The sequence below is a fragment of the Quisquiliibacterium sp. genome, from assembly GCF_982640115.1.
The window spans coordinates 1-20667 of sequence record NZ_CEXFHW010000055.1 but is presented as its reverse complement, the minus strand read 5'-3'; the positions used below and the strand labels follow the sequence as shown (position 1 = coordinate 20667).

The following is a 20667-nucleotide window of genomic DNA, read 5'->3' as shown; positions in this document are numbered from 1 at the left end:
ACCATCCTGTATGCCGGGCACTTCCCGCGTCTGCACCCGTCGGACTTCCGGGTGCGCAGCCTTGATGGCGTGGCCGAGGACTGGCCGGTGGACTATGACCGCCTGGCGCCCTTCTTCGCGCTCAACGATCGCATGATGGGTATCTCGGGTCTGGCCGGAGACCCGGCCTACCCGACCAAGGAAGCGGTGATGCCGCCAATTCCGCTGGGCAAGACGGCCACCCGCATGGGCCGGGGCATGAACCGTCTGGGCTGGCACTGGTGGCCGGCCGACACCGCCATGGCCACGCGCGAGTACGAAGGCCGCGCGCCGTGCATCAATCTGGGCCACTGCATCGGCGGCTGCGCCCAGGGCGCCAAGGCCAGCACCGACATCACCTACTGGCCCGAGGCGCTGCGCAACCGGGTGATGCTGCGCACCCGGGCACGCGTGCGCGAGATCACTGTCAACGCGCAGGGCATGGCCAACGGGGCCATCTACTACGACGCTGACGGCGTGGAGCACTTCCAGCCGGCCGAGATCGTGATCATGGCCTGCAACGGCGTGGGCACGCCACGCATCCTGCTCAACTCGAAGTCGGGGCAGTTCCCCGATGGTCTGGCCAACCGCAGCGGCCTGGTCGGGCGCAACCTGATGTTCCATCCCTATGCGCTGATCCGCGGCTATTTCGATGAACCGCTCGACGGCTTCCACGGCCCGGGCATCTCGATCTGGAGCCAGGAGTTCTACGAGACTGATCGCAGCCGAGGCTTCGCGCGCGGCTACACCTTCCAGTTCAACCGCGGACAGGCGCCGGTGATGGCCGGGGTGACCGGGATGGCCAATGGTCTGGTGCCCTGGGGCGCGGACCACCACCGCGCCTTCCGGGAGCACTTCGGCAACAGCGCCAGCATGATGGGCATCTGCGAAGACCTGCCCGAGGAGCACAACACCGTCACGCTCGATCCGGTGCTCACCGACGGCCACGGCATTCCGGCGCCACGGATCAGCTACACGCTGAGCGAGAACAGCCGCCGCATGCTCGACCACGCCATGGCGCGCGGCACCGAGGCCATGCGCGCGGCCGGCGCGCACAAGATCGTGACCGAAGCGCCGCTGGCCATGGCCGGCTGGCACCTGCTCGGCACCGCCCGCATGGGTACCGATCCGAGCCGCTCGGTGGTCAACGAGTGGGGACGCAGTCACGATGTGAAGAACCTGTTCATCGTCGACGGGAGCATCTTCGTGACCTCGGGTGGGGTGAACCCCACCTCCACGATCCAGGCGCTCGCGCTCTACATCGCCGACCAGATCAAGCAGCGCCTGGCCAATCTGTTCGACTGACACGCTCAAGGCCTCAGCCCGCGCCGGCATGGCGGGCCGCCTGCTGCATGCGCATCACGGCCGACACCCGCACCGGCCAGCGCGGTCGAGCTCGGCCGGCCGGGTCCACCGCGTTGTAGAACGCGCAGTGCCGGCCCCGAGGGGCGAGCATGGGCGGCGGGGCGCCCAGCGAGAGGGCGCCCAGACGCGGCGCACCGGCATGTCCGGAATCGCTCCCCGGCAAGGCCACTGCGCCACCGCCGGGGCAGCCTTCGATGCGGGCCATCGCCCACGCAGCCAGCCTCCCCACCAGCGGCACGACCAGTGCCACCCCGTAGGTGAACTCCAGCTTGAGCAGGTTGGCGTCGGACAGGGTCTGCCCCGAGGTCGGCCCGACCGGCCCCTCACCGGGCAGCAGACCAGCCTCGGCGCCGCCACCTGCCAGCCAGCGACGCGCGTCGAGATGATCCGTGGGAATCTCCCGGCTGCCGGGAACCGGCAGGCCGGCCTCATCGAGCACCGGCACCGCCCAGTCGTGAAACGAGGCCTCGGTGGGAGACAGCTGACGCCAGCGCACCCAGCCACCGAGCAGACCCTCCTGCAGATGGAGCCAGGCGCGCCACACCGCCTGCTCATGGTCGAGGGCACCCTGCGAGCCGATCAGCCAGGGGGTGATGCCGCGTGCGAAGCCGCGTTCGATGGCGCGCGGATCGGCATGACCGACGGCACCGGTGCGGGCACCCTCCACGGCGGCATGCACCACCGCCTGGCGGGCATTGAGCACCAGCGCGAACTGCAGGGCGAACAGGCCGGCCAGCAGCACGATCGGGACCGCGAGCAGGGTCTCGAGCGCGGCCGCACCCAGAACGCGCCTGCCGGTCGCGTTCAGACGATCAGCGCGCATTCCCGGGCCCACCGGCGCCTCCGCGCAGGACCTCCACCACCCCGCGGGCGGCGGTCGGCCCCGAAGCACGGGCTGCCGCCTCGACCTGGCGAAGATCGGCAACGAGCTGCTCGCGCAGCGCCGCGGTGGCCGAGGCGGCCGGTACCCGGACCTGCTGCAGGTCAGCGAGCGCGTCACGGGCCTGCTCCAGGGCAACCGCCGCGAGATTGGCCAGCGCACGCGCGCGCACCGAGGCATCACTGACGCTCTCTGCCTCGGGAATGCCATCTGCCGGTGGCGCGGCGGCCCGGCGGTAGGCAAGCGCCGCCGCCTCGAGCTGGTTTCGCTGGTGATGAAGGTTTCCGATCCGCAACCATGCGCCCCGGTGCGTGGGCTCGAGCTCGGTGAGCTGGCGCAAGGCCTCCAGCGCGCGGGCGCCCTGCCGGGCCAGGTAGAGGCTCTCGGCCTCGTCGAACAGACGAGCGAGGGTCTGTGGCGCAAGAGGCCTGACGAGCGCGAGCGGCGCAAGCTCGGTCGACGCTGCTGACGCTGCTGACCCGACCGACGCTGCTGACGCGACCGACGCAGCCGTTGCGGCCGGGGCGAGGGGTGCTGCCGCAGCGGCCGGCGCGCCGGCGGGTCCGGGCGCGGGAAGCCGCGGCGGTGCCGCCGCCAGGAGCCACGCCGGCATCACGCTCACGAGCGGGTCTTCCACCAGGCGCCGCAGGTCGGGGGTCCATTCGGTCTCGAAGACGATGTCGACCGGGTCCTCATGCTCGATGGGCGCTGCGGCCTCGACTGGCGAGACGCCCGCAAGGAGCAACCCGAGCAGACCGCTGGCGAAACCGACGCGGAGGGTCGATCGGCCCGCATCCAGCTGATGCGGCAGCGCGAGCTGGCTGCCTGGACCCAGCAGGCGTGACGCGGCCTCGCCTGCCGGCAACTCGACCACCGAACGCGCCGCCCAGTGGCAGCGAACGCGCCCTGGCGGCAGCCCATGAACCACGCGCAACACGCGTCCGCGCGCGTCGAGAAAGAGCAGATCAATGGGAAAGCGCATGCCGATGGTGTGTACCGCCCGGCAGGGATGCAGCCAGAGCGCCTCGCCGGGCACGGGTCTGGACCGGCCCAGCCAGCCACGCAGCCGAGCCCTGAAATCGTGTGCAGGAACAAGGTTCATTTCAGCCAGCCCTCCATGAGCATGCGCGCGGCCACCGGAAAGAGCAGGACCGCGAAGGTGCAGGGAAAGATGAACAGCAGCAGCGGTGCGAGCATCTTCACCGGGGCCTCCATGGCCAGCCGCTCGGCGCGCTGAAAGCGTTCGGTGCGGCGCTGTTCGGCCTGGGCGCGAAGCACCGGACCAAGCGCCCCGCCCTGCTGCTCGGCGACGATCAGGCACGAGACCAGACTGCCAACCGCCGGTTGGGCCAAGCGCTCGGCCATGGCCCGCAACGCGTCGGCTCTGGGCCGACCGGCGCGGACATCGCGCAGCACCCGCTCGAATTCGTCGCGAAGCGCGCCGGGAGGCCCCTTGTCGGCAGCCTGCGCAAGCGCCGCGGAGAGGTTCAGTCCCGCCTCGACGGCCAGCGTGATCACATCGAGATAGAAGGGCAGTTCGCGCAGCACGGCGCGCTCGCGTCGGCGGACCAGATCGGCCAGCCAGGTGCGTGGCAGGAAGCCCGCGACCCCAACAGACGCGACCACCAGCAGCACCGAGGGACCACCAAAAGGTTGGCCGAGCACCGCCGCGAAGCCACCACCCAGTCCGGCCGCAAGCAGCCGCCCGGCCAGAAAGCGTTCCGGGCCAAGCACCACATCGAGGCCAGCGCGGCGCAACTGCTCGACGAGAGCAAAGCGCGTGGCCGCCGACAGCCAGGGTGCCAGGTGCGCAGCCAGCGGATCGATGAGCGGGGCACCCCAGCGCCAGAAGAGCGGGAGCCTCGGTCGCGGACCGTCGACCAGATGGTTGACGATGGGTCGAGCCGACAGGAAGGCGGTCAGCCACGCCAGACCGAGCGCGACAGCACCGGCCAGGCACAGCACGGCCAGGATCAGCGCCGGATCGGGCGTGGCACCCACCGTCGGCCCGGCAGCGACCGCCGTGTTGACGACGAAGGCGGGCCCGCTCATGGATCGATGCTCACGATGCGCCGCAGCCCATGCAGGCCCAAGGCCTGCATCAGGAGCAGCACCATGCAGGTGGCCCAGCCCAGGGGCGTGGTGACCAGCATGGCCATGGCCTCGGGTTCGATCATGGCAAGCGCCAGTGCACACACCACCGGCAGCAGGCCCATGGCCCAGCCCTGCAGCCGGCCCTGGGCGGTGAGCGACCGGATCTTGCCCTCGAGGGCGATCTTGCGCCGCAGCGCATCGGCCAGCGATTCAAGCGTCTGAGCAAGGTGTCCGCCGGTGTGACGGCTGATGCGCAGGGCCGCGCACAGCAGCAGCGTCTCTTCCAGCGGCACTCGGCGCTCCAGACCCGAAAGCGCGGCCTCGAAGCTTGCGCCGAGTCGCTGCTCGCGCAGCATGAGTTCGAGCTCCTGCCGGAAGGGCGCGGGGACTTCGGCTGCGGCCTGGCTGAGTGACTGGTTCAGGCTCATGCCTGCGCGCAGTCCGCCGGCCAGGAGCATGACGATGTCGGGCAGCTGCTGGCGCAAGGCCGCCGAGCGGCGATGCCGCAACCACCAGAGCACCAGCCGCGGCAGGAAGCCACAGCCGAGTGCACACACACCAGCCAGCACCGGGCTGCCGCTGACCATCAGAACGGCCACGGTGCTGGCGCCAGCCAGCCCGATGTTCAGCGCCAGCAACCGGCTGGCATCGACATAGAGATGGGCCCTTTGCAACTGGCGACTGACCCCGTGCAGGAAGCGTCGGCGGTAGGCCGGCCAGGCCTGACCAAGCTGATGACCGATCAGCACAGTGGCACAGACCGCGGCCACGCCGATGCACGCGGCCATGAGCGTGGGCTGCCAGGTTGCCGGCTGCAGCCACGGCGAAGACAGCGCTGCACTCATGCCCACCCCCCGGCGAGCGCGTGGAAGGACGCTGGCGGCAGACCGATGCGCTCGTAGAACTGCGGCATGTTCCCGCAGTCCTCGAATCGGCCCTGCCGATGGCGAAAAATCGGCTGCATCAGCAGGCGCGAGCCTTCGCTGCCGGTGATCTCGCTGATCTCGACGATGCGCCGGCTGCCGTCGGGCGCGCGCGCCTGCTGCACGACGATCTGGATGCCCGAGGCAATCTGCTCACGCACCGCGGGCAACGGGAGGTCCATGCCGGCCATCAGCACCATGGTCTCCAGCCGCGCGATGGCATCGCGGGCGCTGTTGGCGTGTACGGTGGTGAGCGAACCCTCGTGTCCGGTGTTCATGGCCTGCAGCATGTCGAGGGCCTCGCCGCCGCGGCACTCGCCGACGATGATGCGATCGGGCCGCATTCGCAGCGCGTTGCGTACCAGGTCACGGATGGCCACCTGGCCGCGGCCTTCGGCGTTGGCCGGCCGCGCCTCCAGCCGCACCAGGTTGGGATGGTCGAGCGAGAGCTCGGCGGCGTCCTCGATCGTGACCAGACGCTCGCCCCGATCGATGAAGCCGGCAAGCAGGTTGAGCAGCGTGGTCTTGCCCGAACCCGTGCCGCCGGCGATGACCAGGTTGCGGCGGGAACGGATGCACTGCCGCAGAAAGCCCAGCATGCGGGCGTCGGCCGAGCCCAGGCGAATCAGATCCTCGGGGCGCATTGCCTGACGCCCGAAGCGCCGGATGGTGAGTGCGCAGCCCTTGACCGCCAGTGGCGGGATCACCGCGTTCACCCGCGAGCCGTCGGGCAGGCGGGCATCGACCATGGGCGAGCTCTCGTCGATGCGCCGGCCCAGCGGCGTGACGATGCGCTCGATGACCGCGCGCACGGCAGCCTCGCTGCTGAAGCTGCAGGGGGCGGGCTGAAGCCGGCCGGCACGCTCGATGAAGATCTCGGCGGCGCTGTTGACCATGATCTCGCTCACCAGCGGATCGGACATGAGCCGCTCGAGCGGCCCCAGACCGACCACCTCGTCGAGGGTGTCGTCGATCAGCCGGGCTCGGTCCAGCGCCGGTGGCAACTCGGGCTCGTCAGCGAGCAGTTCCTCGAGCAGCGCCCTCGCCTCGGCCCGCAACTGGCCGGCCGAAAGCCGGCGGACATCCTTGCGGCGCAGATCGATGGTCTGCAGCAGACGCCGATGCAGCAGGACCCGCCAGGCCCGAGCGGGGTCATCACCCGGTGCCGCCGTCTCGGGCGCGGGCGGCTCGGCAGGGGTCGCAGATGAAGGTGCTGCCGCCGGCTCGGACGGCAGCTCGGGGCTCGCCATGCCCGGATCGACAGCCAGAGGTGCCTGCGCTGCAACGGCAATCACCCGCAGGCGAAACCCACCGATGACGATCTCGTCGGCCGGATCGACCGGACCGAACTCCACGATGCGCTCACCATTGACCCAGGTGCCCGAAAGCGCGCCGGCATCGACCAGCCGCACACCATGTTCCATGGCATGGATCTCGGCGTGCACCCTTGCCACCCGCCAGCTGTCGAGCACCACCGCATTGTCGCGCCGGCGACCGATCCGGCAGGGCAAGGCATCGATCATCACCCGCCTGGGAGAAAGCCCGTCCGCCTCGATGATCAGCATCAGCATCGGTTCACTCCACGAATCGCGAACGCTCGCGTGTCCACTCGGTGCGCTCGCGGACCTGGGCGGCCTTGCGGCGAGCCGCGTCGAGATCACCGGCGGCATCACGCTCGGCGGGCTCGACCACACCGCCGACGAAGCGCGGGGTGATGAAGACCACCAGCTCGGTCTGACGATCGCGGAACGCGCGCGAACGGAACAGCCGGCCGAGGACCGGCAGATCGCCCAGCGCTGGCACCTGATCGATGCTGCGGGTGCTCTCGTCGGCGAGAAGACCGGCGATCACGAGGGTCTCGTTCTCGCGCAGATTGACCTCGGTCTCGGCGCGACGCTTGGAGATGCCGGGAATGTCCTTCACCTGCACATCGAAGTTCACCGCCGAGATCTCGGTGGCGATGCGGGCGGCGATCACGCCCGAGGCGCTCGCCGTGGGGCTGACATCGAACTTCACGCCGTACTCCTTGAAGACGACGCTGGTGTTGCCCAGGCCGGTGGAATAGGGGATGGGCAGCTCGCCGCCGGCCAGGAAACGCGCCGAGCCACCGCTGCGGCAGGACAGACTGGGCTCGGCGAGGATGGTGGCCTCGCCGCGCTGGACCAGCAGGTTGATCACCGACGCGAAGGAAGACGCGATGCCCAGCATGGAGGCGAAGGGCGCCACCCTAGGGCGGATGTCCAGACCCTCCACGCTCGCAGCGCTGCCACCGGGCGTGAACGCGGGGTTGCGCTTGAGGTCGCCGAGCACGCCGAAGGTGGGACCGGCGGCATTCGGGTTCCAGCGCACGCCGACGTTCTCGAGCGAATCCCGGCGGATCTCCACCATGCGCACATCCATGGCGATCATCCGCTCGACCCCGAGCTTGCTGGTGAGGTTGACCACCTGCGGGTAGCGACGGACCACCTCGGCCAGTCGTGCAACCTGCTCCTCGCCCAGGCTCTCGCCCTCGAGCAGCAGCTTGTCGCCGAGCGGCTTGATGCGCAGGTTGGGCGCTTCGCCGAGCAGGGCACGAACCTCGCCGACCAGGCGAGCCACATCGGCCGGCAGCACGGTGATCACGAAGGGCTTCTCGGGACCGGAGGCGCCCCACAGGTGCAGGGTGCTCTGGCCGGGTGCCTCGGGAATGACCAGCACCTGACGCTCATCGAGGGCAGTGGCCTGCACGACCTTGCCGTTGCCAATGACGATGCGCCGCACGCCGGGCTGCTCGAGAACCTGGGCCTGCCCGACATAGAGCGTGAGTGCGGTGGGTTCGCTGGCGAAGGCCGGCACCGGCGCGCAGGAGGCAAGCGCCGAGCACCAGCCCAGGCATCGAAGAAGGCGGATCATGGCTGTCTGGCCGGCGCGACAGCGCCCGGCATGAGGGGGTTGGATGCGTCAGGCACGATGCCCGGCAGGAGTGCCACCGCCGACGCCGGCATGGACGGCATCGCAACGCCGATCGGCGCCGGATCAGCCGATCGGTGGGTCTTGAGCGAGCCCTGCCCGCCGACGATCAGTTCCGCGCCGCGCGGCACGACACCCGTGCGCTCCGCCGGCAAGGGCGCGGGCAGACCGAGCACCGACCAGACATCCACGCTGGTGGCGGGTACCGGCGAGCGGTCATCGGGATTGCGCAAGGTGGCGGTGAGACGGCCGATGCGCTGCGCGACCACCAGGCGCTGGGCCTGCGCGGGCGTGACCTCGACGGTGATCGCACCGAAGCTGCGGGCCGTGCCACGCTCGTCGGCCCCGGGCCTTACCTGCCGGCCGGTGGCCAGCACCCGGACATCCTGGAGCAAGGCTCGGGTGATCTCGGGCGGCTGGGCACTGCCCGGGCCTGCCGGCGGCCGGGCACTGAGCAGCAGGTCGATGCGATCGCCCGGCTGGAGCATGCCCGAGAGGGAATTGACCTCATCGACCACCACCGTGAAAGCCCGCACGCCGGCGGGCACCCGGGACGCGAATCCGCCCGTCTCGCCGCCTTCGACGCCGGTGTGGAGCAATGGCTCGCCGGCGCGCATCGCCACGGACAGTCGCGCGCCAGCGAGCGACTCGAAGCGCTCGGGCGACACCACAGCGCCGACCAGGTACTCGCGCGGAATCTCACGCACGGCCATCGTGGCCGGACTGACAGTCTCACCGCGAGGCAGGTCTCGCCGCGCGACCACCACCGGCACGCTCTCGCCTGCGGGCTGCAGGCGTTGGCGCTCCAGGGCCACCTGGGCATCGATGTAGGAGCGCGCCACCAGCGCCGCGATCGTGCCCAGCCCGAGGGCACCGCCGAGCAGGAGCCACTGCCGGTGACGCTGCGACCAGCCCAGCGCATCAGCGGCGATCGACCGGGCCGCGAGTTGCCAGCGCGCGCTCATGGCCGCGACACGGCGTCAGAGAGCCGCGCATGGTGGGTGAGCAGCGACTGCCAGAGCGCACCGAGCGGGCCACCCGCGCCGAAGCCCAGACTGACGCCGACCAGCAGCAGCAGAACCAGGTGCTCGATCGCGGCCTGCCCGCGCGGACGGGTGAAGCCGCGACGCGGACGAGGCGAAGACAGGTGCGGCCGAGCGGCCGCGGGTAAGGGACGGGTCATGCGGAATCTCCCTGGACGATGAGCACGAGCTCGGTGATGTGTCGCCGCGGCCGCAGCAGGAGGCCGACCTCGGCAGGGCCGGACCGCTCGCCGGCCAGCAGCACGCCAGCGCCGGGATCGGCCGGATTGGGGCGGAAATCAGGGCGCAAGCGCCAGCCAGCCCGCAGGAGCCATTGCCGCCAGTCGGGCAGGGCCTGATCCAGCGGCCGGTCATCGTGCGCAAGCCAGGTGGTCTGCCGACGTACACCCGCCCCGGACTCGGTACGGCCCAGCCAGCGCACCGGCGCCGGCGCGCCCGGCCAGGGCGGCGCCACTGCGGCCTGCGTGGCCGGGAGCCGCTGCGCGCCAAACGGCCAGCGGGTGAGGAAGCCCTGGCACCCCCCGGCGGGCGCCGCCTGCCACTGCGCGCTGAGGAGGCCGTCGCGAAAGGCCGCCGACAGCATCAGCCAGCCCTCGGCATGTGTCTGCACGAGCGGGACCGACCAGGCCGCGCGCCAGGCCGACCGCACCAGCGCCAGCATCTGCGCACAGGGCCATGGCGCCTGCAGCCTCAGGACCGCGGCGGAGCGGCCGTCGATGCGGGCATCATCCATCACGCGCTCGACCCGGATTGACGCGGGCAGCGCGAGTTCGGCGAGCGCGGGCAGCGCGGGCGGGGTGCCCTGCGCGAGAGCGATGCATGCTGCAAGCGACATCGGCAATGACACCCACCAGCGATGGTACCCACGGCTCATGGCGCGCCCCCCACGCGGTCGGACGGCACCACATCGACATCGAACCATCCCTGCCGAAAACTGCCAGCGCGGGGCTCCAGGCCGATGGCATCCATCAGACCGAGCAGCCCGAGCACCGGCGCCTGACGCAGACCCAATGCGATCGCGTAGGCCGAGTGCAGCTGCGCCCCCGCCCGGACGCGGGCCTCGAGGTGATCAGGATGCGCCCCCCGCGGTCCGATCGCCTGCCAGGCGCCCGACAGCACGGCCGTGTCAGCGGCCATGGACACCCGCACGGCCTCTCGCCACGGACCGCCCGCCAGCGGCAGCGTGGCCTGCACCGTGGCTACGCGAAGGCCACCCGTGATCTCATGACCGAAGCGCGCCGGCCCGGCCACTGCCGACAGCCAGGCCAGAGGCGGCAGATCGGTGGCCGGGCGCGTGAGCGCGACATTCAGGCCGGCATCGAAAGGACGCGCAACGATGCGCACCGACACCGCATCGGCATCTGCCGCACCGGCGAACCCGCTGCCACGGCTCAGGAATGGATCGAGTCGGGCGGCATCGGCCACGCGGCTGCGCACGGGCGTGTCCGTCGGCGCGAACACCCGCTGCCTGGCCTCCATCGAAAGCACCGCCGGACCCGACGGGTGATCGCAGACCGGCAGGCGGGCGGTGCACTCGAAGGCCACCAGCCGGCTTGCCTGGATGACCGACTGGCGCAGCGCCACCACCTTGCCCAGCCAGACGATAGCCAGCAGGAGCGGCACCAGGGCCAGCAGCGCCACCGCGGACTCGACAAGCGCCTGCCCCCGCTGCCGAGGCGCAGACCGAAGGGCTGGGCGGCGTTCAGCGGGCATAGCCAGCCGCCACCACGCGCTCGAGCGCCGAGGGTTCGACAAGACGCGCTTGCCAGTAAGGACTGAACAGGCTTGCGTATTCCACCCGGGTCGGTTCGCCCGGCGGTCGGCGAAAGTAGACCTCGGCCGAGGCCAGAGACCAGAGCTGCCCGGCCGTTTCGGCCGACGGCAACGCGAGCCGACCCGCGCCGCGCCCGGCGGGGGCCGGCGCGCGGGCCAGCACGGCGAGGCGGGCGACCGGGAAACGGGTGTCGGCCAGCGCGCCATGGTCCAACTCGCGCACCACCGGCATGCCGGGATACGCCGACATGCCGGCGATCGGACTCGCGGCCAGGGTCTGCTCGGCGAGCGCCGCGGCAGACGGGTTCTCGCGCACCTGACCCGGGTCGCCCACGAGCATGCCGGCCGGGGGCGAGGCGGCCTCGGCCGCACCCCAGGCAAGCGGCAGCGCCTCCACCTGACGGCAGCCCTGGAACCAGCCAAACCAGCCTCGCTGTGGCAGGTGGGTGTGCAGCGACAGGGTGTCGGCGGCCTCCCAGCGCTGCAGGTCGGGCCCCATGGTGGTGCCACCCCGCTTGCGCAGCATGCTGAACCAGGCCGACCACCCGGCACCGGGACTGCCGAAGCAGGGACTGGGCAGCAGGTACAGCGGCAGATCCAGCCCGCGCGGGCCGAGCACGAAGTCATCGAGCGAGCGCCGAACCACCTCGAAGAGGCGTGTCCGATCGTCGCCGGCATGACGCCGCGTGGGCACCACCGATGCCGGCAGCGGCAGCGTGAAGGCAAAGAAGCGCGGGTCTGCCGAGCGCACGATCTCGTTGGCGACCGCACTGGCCGCAAAACCGCCCACCGAGAGCTGCAGGAACTCCTGGCCGGCGGCGAGCAGGCGGCTGTCGGCACTGCGCATGGCCACTTCCTCACCCGTGACCTGCTCGGTGATCTCGGCGACGACGCCGGCGGCATCCTGCACCGCCGCGAGCGCACCGGCCACCGGCGGCCAGGGCGCGGCCAGCACCGAGGCGGACTGGCTGAACCGGGCGAAGTAGCGTGCCCAGGAGGCCAGCGTGACGGCCTGGGCAATGGCCACCTCGTGCGCGACGATGGCCCGGTTGGCGAGCGCCTGGTAGTTCAGGACCCGGGCCTGCCACAACGCGGCGCTGTAGGCCGCGGCATCAGCGGCGGCATCGAGCCGCTCGCGTTCGGTGAAGGCCCGGCCGGCGGCGAAGGACAGATGCAGACCGAGCGCGCCGAGCAGGAGCAGCGCCAGGCACAGCACCAGCACCACCCCGGCCTGACGGCGCGGCGGGCGACAGCCCGGACTGCCCGACCGGACGCGGCATACGCCGGACACGCCGCCAACCGGGCTGGTGCAGGCCAGGCGCGAGACGCAATGACGAACCGGCATGGCGAACACCGCGATGTGCGTGGGGAGGGCGAGGCGCCGCCAGGTTCAGGGACGGTTGGACGCGTGGTAGTTGTCGAGCCCCTTGCGGACGTTGGCGTTGGTGTACGCGGTGAAGGCGCTGCTCTGGGCATGGGCCACCGCCGAGGTGGCATCGGTGCCGGACATCTCGAGCGCGAGCCCGGCGGTCTGGTTGCGCAGGGTCTGGCCGAACAGGGTGTAGATGCCGATGGCGGCCACCGACACCAGGGCGACGATGATCACGTACTCGGTCATGCCCTGACCGGCAGGGCGGCGGGCGGGGCCGGCGGGCGCGCGGCGGGGGATGGGGAAGGTCATGTGGGGCTCCTTGTCACGCACGATGCGTGGGAGCCATTGAACCGCCGGGCAGCACAGCGCGACCATTGCGCCGTCGACCTAGTTCATGGACTACACCGGCAAGCAGCCCCTGTGCGCAAGCCGGCGCTCGCGCCTCACTCCGGCTTGATGCCGGCAGCGTCGGCGGCCTTCTTCAGGCGGGTGTACTCGCGCATCTGGAAGTCGCCGAGCTCCTTCATCGCCAGCGCCAGCGACTGCCCGGGATTCTTCGCCGAGAAGGCCTTGCCTTCGTCGGAGGCCATTGCCCTGCCAATCGCGCCGGCAAGCTTCGCGGTGACATCGTCGGGTGTCTCGGCGCGCACATAGAGCGATGCCCAGACATAGGTCTCGAAGTCGGGGAAGCCACTCTCCTTCATCGTGGGCACATCCGGGAACATCGGATCCCGGCGGTCGCCGGTGATCGCCAGCGCGCGCAGCCTGCCCTCGCGGATGAGCGGTGCCACGCCGGAGAAATCATTGGCCGCGACATCCAGTTGGCCACCGATCACATCGGTGACCATCTGCGAGCCGCCCTTGTAGGTGACCGGGGTGACCGGCACGCCGCTGGCCGTGCCCAGCCAGGCGCCGATCAGCTCGTAGCCCTTCGAGTAGTTGCCCACCGACATCGGGCGACCGGCCTTCTTCATCGCCGCGACCAGATCACTCACCGTGCGATACGGCGAGTCGCCGCGCACGACGAAGGCCGCCGGCCCCACCGACAGGCCATGCACCGGCCGGAAGTCCTTGAAGGGATCATAGGGCAGGTTCTTCAGCACGATGGGATTGACTGCCATCGGCGAGACGCTGGCCAGCAGCAAGGTGTGTCCGTCGGCCGGCGCGCCCTTGACCGCGTTGATGGCGACCACGCCGCTGCCGCCCGGCCGGTTCTCGACGGTGACCGACCAGCCGTACATCTTGTTGAGCAGTTCGGCGTAGAAGCGCGAATAGGAGTCCGATCCGCTGCCGGCATTGAAGGGCACGATGATCCGGATCGTCTTGGTCGGAAACGCTGTCTGCGCGAGGGCAAGCGGGGTTGCCAGCAGCAGCAGCAGCGCGGCGAGCAGTCTTCTCATGGAACGCGGTCTCCGGTGCCTGGCCGTCGACAGGGACGACCTGTTTCATTTGCATCAACCCCGCGGGCAGCGCGGGGCAAACCGGCCTGCAAGCCCGGGTAAACCGAACCGCCAGGCCGGATGGCCGAGGGACGCTAGCACGCTGGTCGGTTGCCCAACAAGGCGGGCACGCCGAGAATCGATCGACCGGGATCCGATCGATCAGCGCGGGCCCGGTTGCCACCCATGAAACCCCTGGCGGGGTCTGCCCTGCCGCGGATCCGGGCCCGCCAGAGCCCACGAGGAGCGCCATGCAGGTCCTGAACATCAACCCCGGGGAACTCCCCCCGGCATGCGAAGCGCTGCGCACTGAGGTACGCGAGTTCATCGCCGGGCATCTCGCCGACTACCCGGTGAGCAAGCGGGTTCGCAACTGGCAGGGATTCAGCGCCGAATTCAGCCGCAAGCTCGGCGAGCGCGGCTGGATCGGCATGACCTGGCCCAAGGCCTTCGGCGGCCATGAGCGCAGCTCGCTGGAACGCTATGTGGTCATCGAGGAACTGCTCGCCGCCGGCGCGCCGGTCGCAGCCCACTGGACCGCCGACCGCCAGAGCGGGCCGCTGCTGATGCGCCTGTCACCCGATGTGCTCGCGCCGCGCATCGTGCCCCAGATCGTGCGCGGCGAGGCCTTCTTCTGCATCGGCATGAGCGAGCCCGATTCCGGCTCCGACCTCGCCTCGATTCGCAGCCGCGCCACCCTGGCCGCCAATGGCTGGGTGATCAACGGCCGCAAGGTCTGGACCTCCGGCGCGCACCGCTGCCACTACATGATCGCCCTGCTGCGCACGAGCGACCGCGGCGAGAACCGCCACGCCGGCATGTCGCAGTTCCTCATCGACATGAAGACCCCGGGCATCACCGTGCGCCCGATCGTCAACCAGCTCGGCGAGCATGACTTCAACGAGGTCACCTTCGACGATGTGCTGGTGCCGCACGAGAACCTGCTGGGCAAGGAGGGCGAGGGCTGGCGCAATGTGGGCACCGAGCTCGCCTTCGAGCGCTCCGGACCGGAGCGCTACCTGAGCAGCACCCAGCTCCTGCTCGAGATGCTCGCTGCCGCCGATCCGGCCAACCCGCGCCATGCGGTGGAGCTCGGCCGGGTCGTGGCCCAGTACGGCACCCTGCGCGAGATGTCGCTCGGCGTGGCTGCCATGCTCGCGCGTGGCGAGAATCCTGCGCTGGCGGCCGCGGCGGTCAAGGACCAGGGTGCGCTGGTCGAGCAGAAGATGCCCGAGATCGCGCATGACCTGTTCGGCGGCCTGGCCGAGCCCGGTTCCCCGCTGGCCCAGGCCATGACCTACATCACCCTTGCGGTGCCCTCCTTCTCGCTGCGCGGCGGCACCCGCGAGATCCTGCGCGGCATCATCGCCAAGGGCATGGACCTGAGATGAGCGACGACCTGATCGAGCAGAGCGCGGCGCGGCTGTTTGCCGACACCGCCGACAAGGCCCTGCGCCAGCGCGTTGAGGCGGGCGAATTCCCGCAGGCGCTGTGGCAGCTCGCCATGGACAACGGCTTCGGCCTGGTGCTCACCACCGAAGACGCCGGCGGCCTGGGCCAGCCCTGGAGCGCCGCCTACCCGGTGCTGCGCGGGCTGGGCTACTGGCAGGTACCGCTGCCCCTGGCCGAAACCCTGATCGCCGGGCAGCTGCTGTCGATGGCCGGCATCGCCGTGCCCGAGGGCCCGATCGCGCTCATCGAGCAGGGCCACGATGCCGAGTTGCAGCTGGGCGGCGAGGGTGCGGCGGCGCGCCTCGGCGGTCAGGCCCGGCGTGTGGCCTGGGCGCGGCACTGCGGCCATGCACTGGCCTCGCTCGCCGATGGCCGAATTGCCCTGCTCGCGATGCGTCAGGGCGAGGCAGTGCGCTGCGAGCCCGGCCTGAACCATGCCCGCCTGCCGGCCGACCAGATCGTCTTCCGGGACGCCGCGCTGGCGGCCATCGCCGACAACCCGATGCCCGGGCTCGCGGCACCGGTCTGGACGCTGGGCGCCACGGCCCGCGCCATCATGATGGTGGGCGCGCTGGAATGGCTGCTCGAGCAGTCGGTGCAGTACGCCAATGACCGCGTCCAGTTCGGCAAGCCGATCGGCCGCAACCAGGCCATCCAGCAGCAGCTCGCCATGCTCGCCGGCGATGTCGCCGCGGCGCGGGTGGCCGCGCGGGTGGCGGCAGCCGACGCGCCCTGGGCCGGCTCGCCGCAGGCGGACCACGCACGCTTCAGCGCTGCGGTGGCCAAGGTGCGGGTGGGCGAGGCCGCATCGCGTGGCGCGGCCATCGCGCATCAGGTGCACGGCGCCATCGGCTTCACCCACGAGCACTCACTGCACTTCGCCACCCGTCGCCTGTGGGCCTGGCGCGAGGAGTTCGGCGCCGATGCCTGGTGGGCCGAACGCCTGGGCCAGGCGGCCATCGCCGCCGGCGCCGCCGGCTTCTGGCCTGCCCTCACCCAACGCGCCCTGTCCGCCTGAATCGCAGAGCACCCTGCCCACCTGAACCGTCGCCCGCATCCAAAGCGGCTCCCGCTCCCCTCACACCCGGAAAGCCTTCGCCATGCACATTCCCGACCTGATCCCCGACATCGATGTCAGCTTCGAGGGCCACGTGGCCATCGTCGAGATCCGGCGCCCGCCGCACAACTTCTTCGACCTGCGTCTGATCGAGGGCCTGGCCATTGCCTACGAGGCGCTCGACAAGGAGGCCAACTGCCGCGCGATCATGCTGTGCGCGCAGGGCACGGCCTTCTGCGCCGGCGCCGATTTCTCCAAGCGCGACGACGATGCCGCCACCCGCCGCCCGGGCGTGCTCAACCCGCTCTACACCGAGGCGATCCGCATGTTCGCCTGCACCAAGCCGGTGGTGGCCGCCGTGCAGGGCGCAGCCGTGGGCGGTGGCCTGGGGCTGGCGGTATCGGCCGACTTCCGGGTGGCCAGCCCGGAGGCGCGCTTCTCGGCCAACTTCAACCGTCTGGGCTTTCACCCCGGCTTCGGGCTCACCGCCACGCTGCCGCGGCTGATCGGCCAGCAGAAGACCGCCATGATGTTCTATACCGGGCGTCGGGTGGGCGGCGAGGAGGCCTTCCAGATGGGTCTGGCCGACATGCTCGTGCCGCGCGAGGAACTGCGCTCGGCTGCCCTGAAACTCGCCACCGAGATCGCGATTTCCGCGCCCCTGGCGGTGGTCTCCACCCGGGCCACGCTGCGCCAGGGTCTGGTCGAGGCGGTCACCGCCGCCGTCAATCGCGAGAGCCAGGAGCAGGACTGGCAGCGCCGCACCGAGGACTTCAAGGAGGGCGTGGCGGCCATGGCCGCCCGGCGCGAGCCGGTGTTCCAGGGCCGGTGAGCGGCCTGGCCCGGCCCGCAGCGCTCAGTCCTGCAGCAGCGAGACCAGCTCCTGCACCGAGGGCAGGGCTGCGGCATCGATGTCCTCGAGGATGCCTTGCGCCAGCGAGCGCTTGTCGTGGTGCAGAGCCACGATGCGCTCCTCGATGCTGCCGCGGTTGACCAGCCGGTACACCGTCACCGGCCGGTTCTGGCCGATCCGATGCGCCCGGCCGGTGGCCTGGTCTTCGGCGGCCGGGTTCCACCATGGGTCCACGATCACCACATAGTCGGCCGCGGTGAGGTTCAGGCCGAAGCCACCGGCCTTCAGGCTGATGAAGAACAGGTCGCCCTCGCCGGCCTGGAAGGCGGCGATGCGTCGCGTCCGCTCGGCGGGCGGCGTCGATCCGTCCAGGTACTGATGGGCGATGCCCTCGGCCTGCACCGGCTCGCGCAGCAGCCCCAGGAAGTCGGTGAACTGGCTGAACACCAGCGCCTTGTGGCGGTTGGCCACCAGTTCGCGAACCAGCTCCATGAAGGCCACCGACTTCGCGCCGACCAGGCCCAGCGCCGGATTGACCAGACGCGGATCGCAGGCGGCACGCCGAAGCCGGGTGAGCTGGGCGAGCACATTGATGCGGTCTCGGCTGCCGGCCCCCAGCGCGGTGGCCAGGGCCTCGCGGCGCAGCGCCTCGTAGTGCGCGGCCTCATCGGGTTCGGGGGTGACCTGCAGCACGGTCTCGATGCGTGGCGGCAGCTCGCGCAGCACCTCGGACTTCAGGCGCCGCAGCACGAAGGGCGCGATCAGGCGGCGCAGGGTGCGCTGGGCGCGCAGCTCGCGGTCGCGCTCGATCGGGATGACGAAGCGCTCGGCAAAGCGCTGGGCGCTGCCGAGCAGCCCCGGGTTCACGAAGCTCATGATCGCCCAGAGCTCGCCCAGGCGATTTTCGATCGGGGTTCCCGAGAGCGCCAGCCGAAACCCGGCATCGAGCTCGCGGATGGCCTGGCTGCGCTTGGCGCTGGCGTTCTTGATCGCCTGCGCTTCATCGGCGATCAGCGTCGCCCAGCGCTGTGCGCCGAAGGCTTCGGCCGACTGCTGCAGCAGGGTGTACGACACCACCACAAGATCACCGGCCCGCGCCTCGCGCAGCAGCCCCTCACGGGCGTCGGCTGCGCCATAGAGCCGGGTGCGCAGGCCGGGCGCAAAGCGCTTGGCCTCGTCGACCCAGTTGCCGCAGACCGAGGTCGGCGCCACCACCAGGGCCGGCCCCTGGGCCGCTCGCGCGAGCAGCACCGCCAGCGCCTGCACGGTCTTGCCCAGACCCATGTCGTCGGCCAGACAGGCGCCAAAGCCCGCCTGCGCGCGCTGCATCACCCACTCGAACCCCTGCAGCTGGTACGGACGCAGCTCGGCCTGCAGGGCGGCTGGCAGCAACACCGGCGCCTCCACCGCCGAGCGCAGCGCGTCGACCCGTTCGCGCAGCGCCGCGTCATCGCGCTCGGTGTCGGCCAGCGCATCGTCGATCCACTCGGCTGCCTGTTCCGGCGCGCGCAGCACCGGCGCGCCGCGCCGCCCTCGCGTGCCCGGCGCGCGGCCACCTGACGCCTCGGCCTCGCCCCGGGCGGTCTCGACCACCGCGGCGAGATCGTCGATCTGCTGGCGCAATCGATCGGTGAGCGCCAGCCAGCGGTCCTCACCCAGGGGCACGAAGCGGCTGCGCTGCTCGCCCGCCCATTCGATGAGGCGGGCGAGTTCGACCACCCGAGACTCATCGACCCGCAACTCGCCGTCGATCGCAAACCAGCGGCCATCGCGGCGCACCGACACCCGCATGCTGCCGGCGCTCGCGCCGACCACCTGCAGTGACCGACCGCCCGGCCAGTCCAGGCCCTCGATGCCGGGCTGCTCGGGCAGCCCCTCGATCAGGGTCAGCGCGAGCTCCGGCTCGGGCACCTCCCACTCCGGGATGCGACCGGCCTCGTCGGGCGGTTCGAGCATGTCGAAGCGCTCGAGCAGTTCGCGCAGCACGGCGCGCTCGCGCGCCAGATCGCGGCTGACCGAGCAGACCTGCCCGTCGATCGGCGCCACCACCTCGATCCGGCCCGCGCCGGGCGCCAACCTTGGCCCGCGCGGGCCGAGCGGCGCGCTCACCAGCCGCAGCCGGATGCCCTGCCCCACGGGCGCAAGCTCGGCGCGCAGCTTGCCGCTGGCGATGTGGGCCTGCGCACCATGGGCCTGATCGGCGCGCAGACGAAAATGCGTGGCCAGTGCGGGCAGCGCCGACTGCAACTCCTGGGCAGCGCTCTGCGGCACCCGCAGCCCGCCCGCGGCGAGCGCCGCCACCCGGCGATGCGCGGCGGTGATGCGGATCAGCCGCGCATGGCCGGGCTGATCGGGCAGCACGAACACCGCGCCGTCCAGCGGCAGACCGCCACCACGCACAGCCCCATGCGCGTCGAACTCGAAGCCCGGCGCCTGGCCCGAGAGGCGGACCAGATCGGGCTCGAAGCGCAATTCCCAGTGGCCGTCGACCGCCTCCAGCCGGACATCCGGCGGCTCCTCGGTGAGCGCCACGAAGCGCTCCGGATCCTCGGCCAGCACCACCCGCGGATGGCCGGCGAGCGCGGCCGCGGCCGACGGGATGTCGAGCACATGCGCCGCGCCGTAAGCGCGCGACTGGCGCACTGCACGGGCCACCCGCGCATCGTCGGCGGCCAGATCGGCGCTGCGCGCAAGGCGTGACAGCGACAACGGCCGCGGCTTGTTCCAGTCACGGGCGCCGCGCTTCTGCTCCAGGGGCTCGATGCCGATCACCCGGCCGTTGCCATCACGGTGGATCGACCAGACCAGGCGCGAGGCGGTCGCCGACGCCGCGGCATCGGCCTCGTCGGCGCCCCCGAGCGCGGCGATCGCCGCGAGCGCGTCGCGCCAGGCCTCGCCTTCGCCGCCGGCAAAGAAGGGCTGCTCCGGCGGCCGGCCCTCGAGGACCTGCTCGGCGCTGCGCAGCTGCTGCGCGAGCCAGGCAAGGCCGGTCTGCTCCAGCGCACGCCCGAGCGCGGCACGGGCGGCGGCGCGGGCCAGGGCCGGATCGCGGCCCACCACCGCGCCCGGGGCTTCGCCCCGCGGCAGGAGCGCCGGGGCCGCCGGCTGCGAACCGAGCAGCCAGGCCCGCAACATGATGCGCTGGGCCCACGACAGCTGCGGTCGGGTGCCGAACCAGGCGTGCAGCTCACCGAATCCGGGATCGGACGGCTCATCGCCCAGGCGGATGTCCGCGGCCTTCATCCAGCGGCCCCAGGTGGTCTCGTCCTGGGCCTTGCGGGTGCCGGCCTCGGCCGCGCAGAAGCGCCGCGCCAGCGCCAGCCGGGCGGGGTCGCGGCTGGCGAACAGGCACATCGGATACAGCCACGCGATGGTCTCGGCGAGCAGCCGCTTGCGCTGACCGCTCTCGGTGCGACGCAGGGCGAACGCATCCTCGAAGGCCGCGGCGG

18 protein-coding genes are annotated in these 20667 nt (G+C 71.3%); 4 read left to right on the top strand and 14 right to left on the bottom strand.

Annotated features, from left to right (window positions below):
* The coding region (locus AC2H6A_RS08375; RefSeq protein WP_484272706.1) for a GMC family oxidoreductase at nucleotides 1-1323 on the top strand (1323 nt) is incomplete at its 5' end.
* 13 nt (nucleotides 1324-1336) lie between these two features.
* Here AC2H6A_RS08375 and AC2H6A_RS08370 read toward each other — a convergent pair.
* The 13 genes from AC2H6A_RS08370 to AC2H6A_RS08310 form a co-directional block, all read right to left on the bottom strand.
* Nucleotides 1337-2206: a TadE/TadG family type IV pilus assembly protein gene (locus AC2H6A_RS08370; protein ID WP_484272705.1), complete on the bottom strand. Its 870-nt coding sequence runs from the start codon at nucleotides 2204-2206 to the stop codon at nucleotides 1337-1339.
* On the bottom strand, nucleotides 2196-3365 hold the full coding sequence (locus AC2H6A_RS08365; RefSeq protein WP_484272704.1) for a DUF192 domain-containing protein: 1170 nt from the start codon (nucleotides 3363-3365) through the stop codon (nucleotides 2196-2198). The genes AC2H6A_RS08370 and AC2H6A_RS08365 overlap by 11 nt, the downstream gene beginning before the upstream one ends.
* Entirely contained in the window at nucleotides 3362-4315 is a 954-nt protein-coding gene (locus tag AC2H6A_RS08360; protein WP_484272703.1) for a type II secretion system F family protein, read from the bottom strand. The genes AC2H6A_RS08365 and AC2H6A_RS08360 overlap by 4 nt, the downstream gene beginning before the upstream one ends.
* Nucleotides 4312-5202, bottom strand: a complete 891-nt coding sequence (locus AC2H6A_RS08355; protein ID WP_484272702.1) for a type II secretion system F family protein — start codon at nucleotides 5200-5202, stop codon at nucleotides 4312-4314. The genes AC2H6A_RS08360 and AC2H6A_RS08355 overlap by 4 nt, the downstream gene beginning before the upstream one ends.
* Nucleotides 5199-6851, bottom strand: a complete 1653-nt coding sequence (locus AC2H6A_RS08350) for a TadA family conjugal transfer-associated ATPase (protein ID WP_484272701.1) — start codon at nucleotides 6849-6851, stop codon at nucleotides 5199-5201. The genes AC2H6A_RS08355 and AC2H6A_RS08350 overlap by 4 nt, the downstream gene beginning before the upstream one ends.
* A gap of 4 nt (nucleotides 6852-6855) precedes the next feature.
* Nucleotides 6856-8172 (bottom strand): type II and III secretion system protein family protein, encoded by a 1317-nt coding sequence (locus AC2H6A_RS08345; RefSeq protein WP_484272700.1) that lies wholly within the window; start codon nucleotides 8170-8172, stop codon nucleotides 6856-6858.
* Nucleotides 8169-9194 carry a Flp pilus assembly protein CpaB gene (gene cpaB, locus AC2H6A_RS08340; protein ID WP_484272699.1) on the bottom strand — a complete coding sequence of 342 codons (1026 nt, stop codon included), beginning with the start codon at nucleotides 9192-9194 and terminating at the stop codon, nucleotides 8169-8171. Before cpaB ends, AC2H6A_RS08345 begins: the two co-directional genes overlap by 4 nt.
* On the bottom strand, nucleotides 9191-9412 hold the full coding sequence (locus AC2H6A_RS08335) for a hypothetical protein (RefSeq protein ID WP_484272698.1): 222 nt from the start codon (nucleotides 9410-9412) through the stop codon (nucleotides 9191-9193). Before AC2H6A_RS08335 ends, cpaB begins: the two co-directional genes overlap by 4 nt.
* Nucleotides 9409-10146, bottom strand: a complete 738-nt coding sequence (locus tag AC2H6A_RS08330; RefSeq protein WP_484272697.1) for a hypothetical protein — start codon at nucleotides 10144-10146, stop codon at nucleotides 9409-9411. Before AC2H6A_RS08330 ends, AC2H6A_RS08335 begins: the two co-directional genes overlap by 4 nt.
* Entirely contained in the window at nucleotides 10143-10913 is a 771-nt protein-coding gene (locus AC2H6A_RS08325; RefSeq protein ID WP_484272696.1) for a hypothetical protein, read from the bottom strand. Before AC2H6A_RS08325 ends, AC2H6A_RS08330 begins: the two co-directional genes overlap by 4 nt.
* Before the next feature lie 61 nt (nucleotides 10914-10974).
* Nucleotides 10975-12390 carry a hypothetical protein gene (locus AC2H6A_RS08320; protein WP_484272695.1) on the bottom strand — a complete coding sequence of 472 codons (1416 nt, stop codon included), beginning with the start codon at nucleotides 12388-12390 and terminating at the stop codon, nucleotides 10975-10977.
* A 45-nt stretch (nucleotides 12391-12435) separates the two neighbouring features.
* Nucleotides 12436-12726 (bottom strand): Flp family type IVb pilin, encoded by a 291-nt coding sequence (locus AC2H6A_RS08315; RefSeq protein WP_484272694.1) that lies wholly within the window; start codon nucleotides 12724-12726, stop codon nucleotides 12436-12438.
* A gap of 134 nt (nucleotides 12727-12860) precedes the next feature.
* Nucleotides 12861-13817 carry a Bug family tripartite tricarboxylate transporter substrate binding protein gene (locus tag AC2H6A_RS08310; RefSeq protein ID WP_484272693.1) on the bottom strand — a complete coding sequence of 319 codons (957 nt, stop codon included), beginning with the start codon at nucleotides 13815-13817 and terminating at the stop codon, nucleotides 12861-12863.
* A 290-nt stretch (nucleotides 13818-14107) separates the two neighbouring features.
* On the opposite strand from AC2H6A_RS08310, the gene AC2H6A_RS08305 reads away from it, so the two are divergent.
* From AC2H6A_RS08305 to AC2H6A_RS08295, 3 genes are all read left to right on the top strand, one after another.
* Nucleotides 14108-15247: an acyl-CoA dehydrogenase family protein gene (locus AC2H6A_RS08305; RefSeq protein WP_484272692.1), complete on the top strand. Its 1140-nt coding sequence runs from the start codon at nucleotides 14108-14110 to the stop codon at nucleotides 15245-15247.
* A complete protein-coding gene (locus tag AC2H6A_RS08300; protein ID WP_484272691.1) occupies nucleotides 15244-16326 on the top strand; it encodes an acyl-CoA dehydrogenase family protein in 1083 nt (360 codons plus the stop codon). The genes AC2H6A_RS08305 and AC2H6A_RS08300 overlap by 4 nt, the downstream gene beginning before the upstream one ends.
* An 82-nt stretch (nucleotides 16327-16408) precedes the next feature.
* Nucleotides 16409-17197 (top strand): enoyl-CoA hydratase/isomerase family protein, encoded by a 789-nt coding sequence (locus tag AC2H6A_RS08295; protein WP_484272690.1) that lies wholly within the window; start codon nucleotides 16409-16411, stop codon nucleotides 17195-17197.
* A 24-nt stretch (nucleotides 17198-17221) separates the two neighbouring features.
* On the opposite strand, the gene AC2H6A_RS08290 is transcribed toward AC2H6A_RS08295, so the two are convergent.
* Nucleotides 17222-20667, bottom strand: a 3446-nt coding sequence (locus tag AC2H6A_RS08290) for a DEAD/DEAH box helicase (protein WP_484272689.1), incomplete at its 5' end; no start/stop codon positions are given.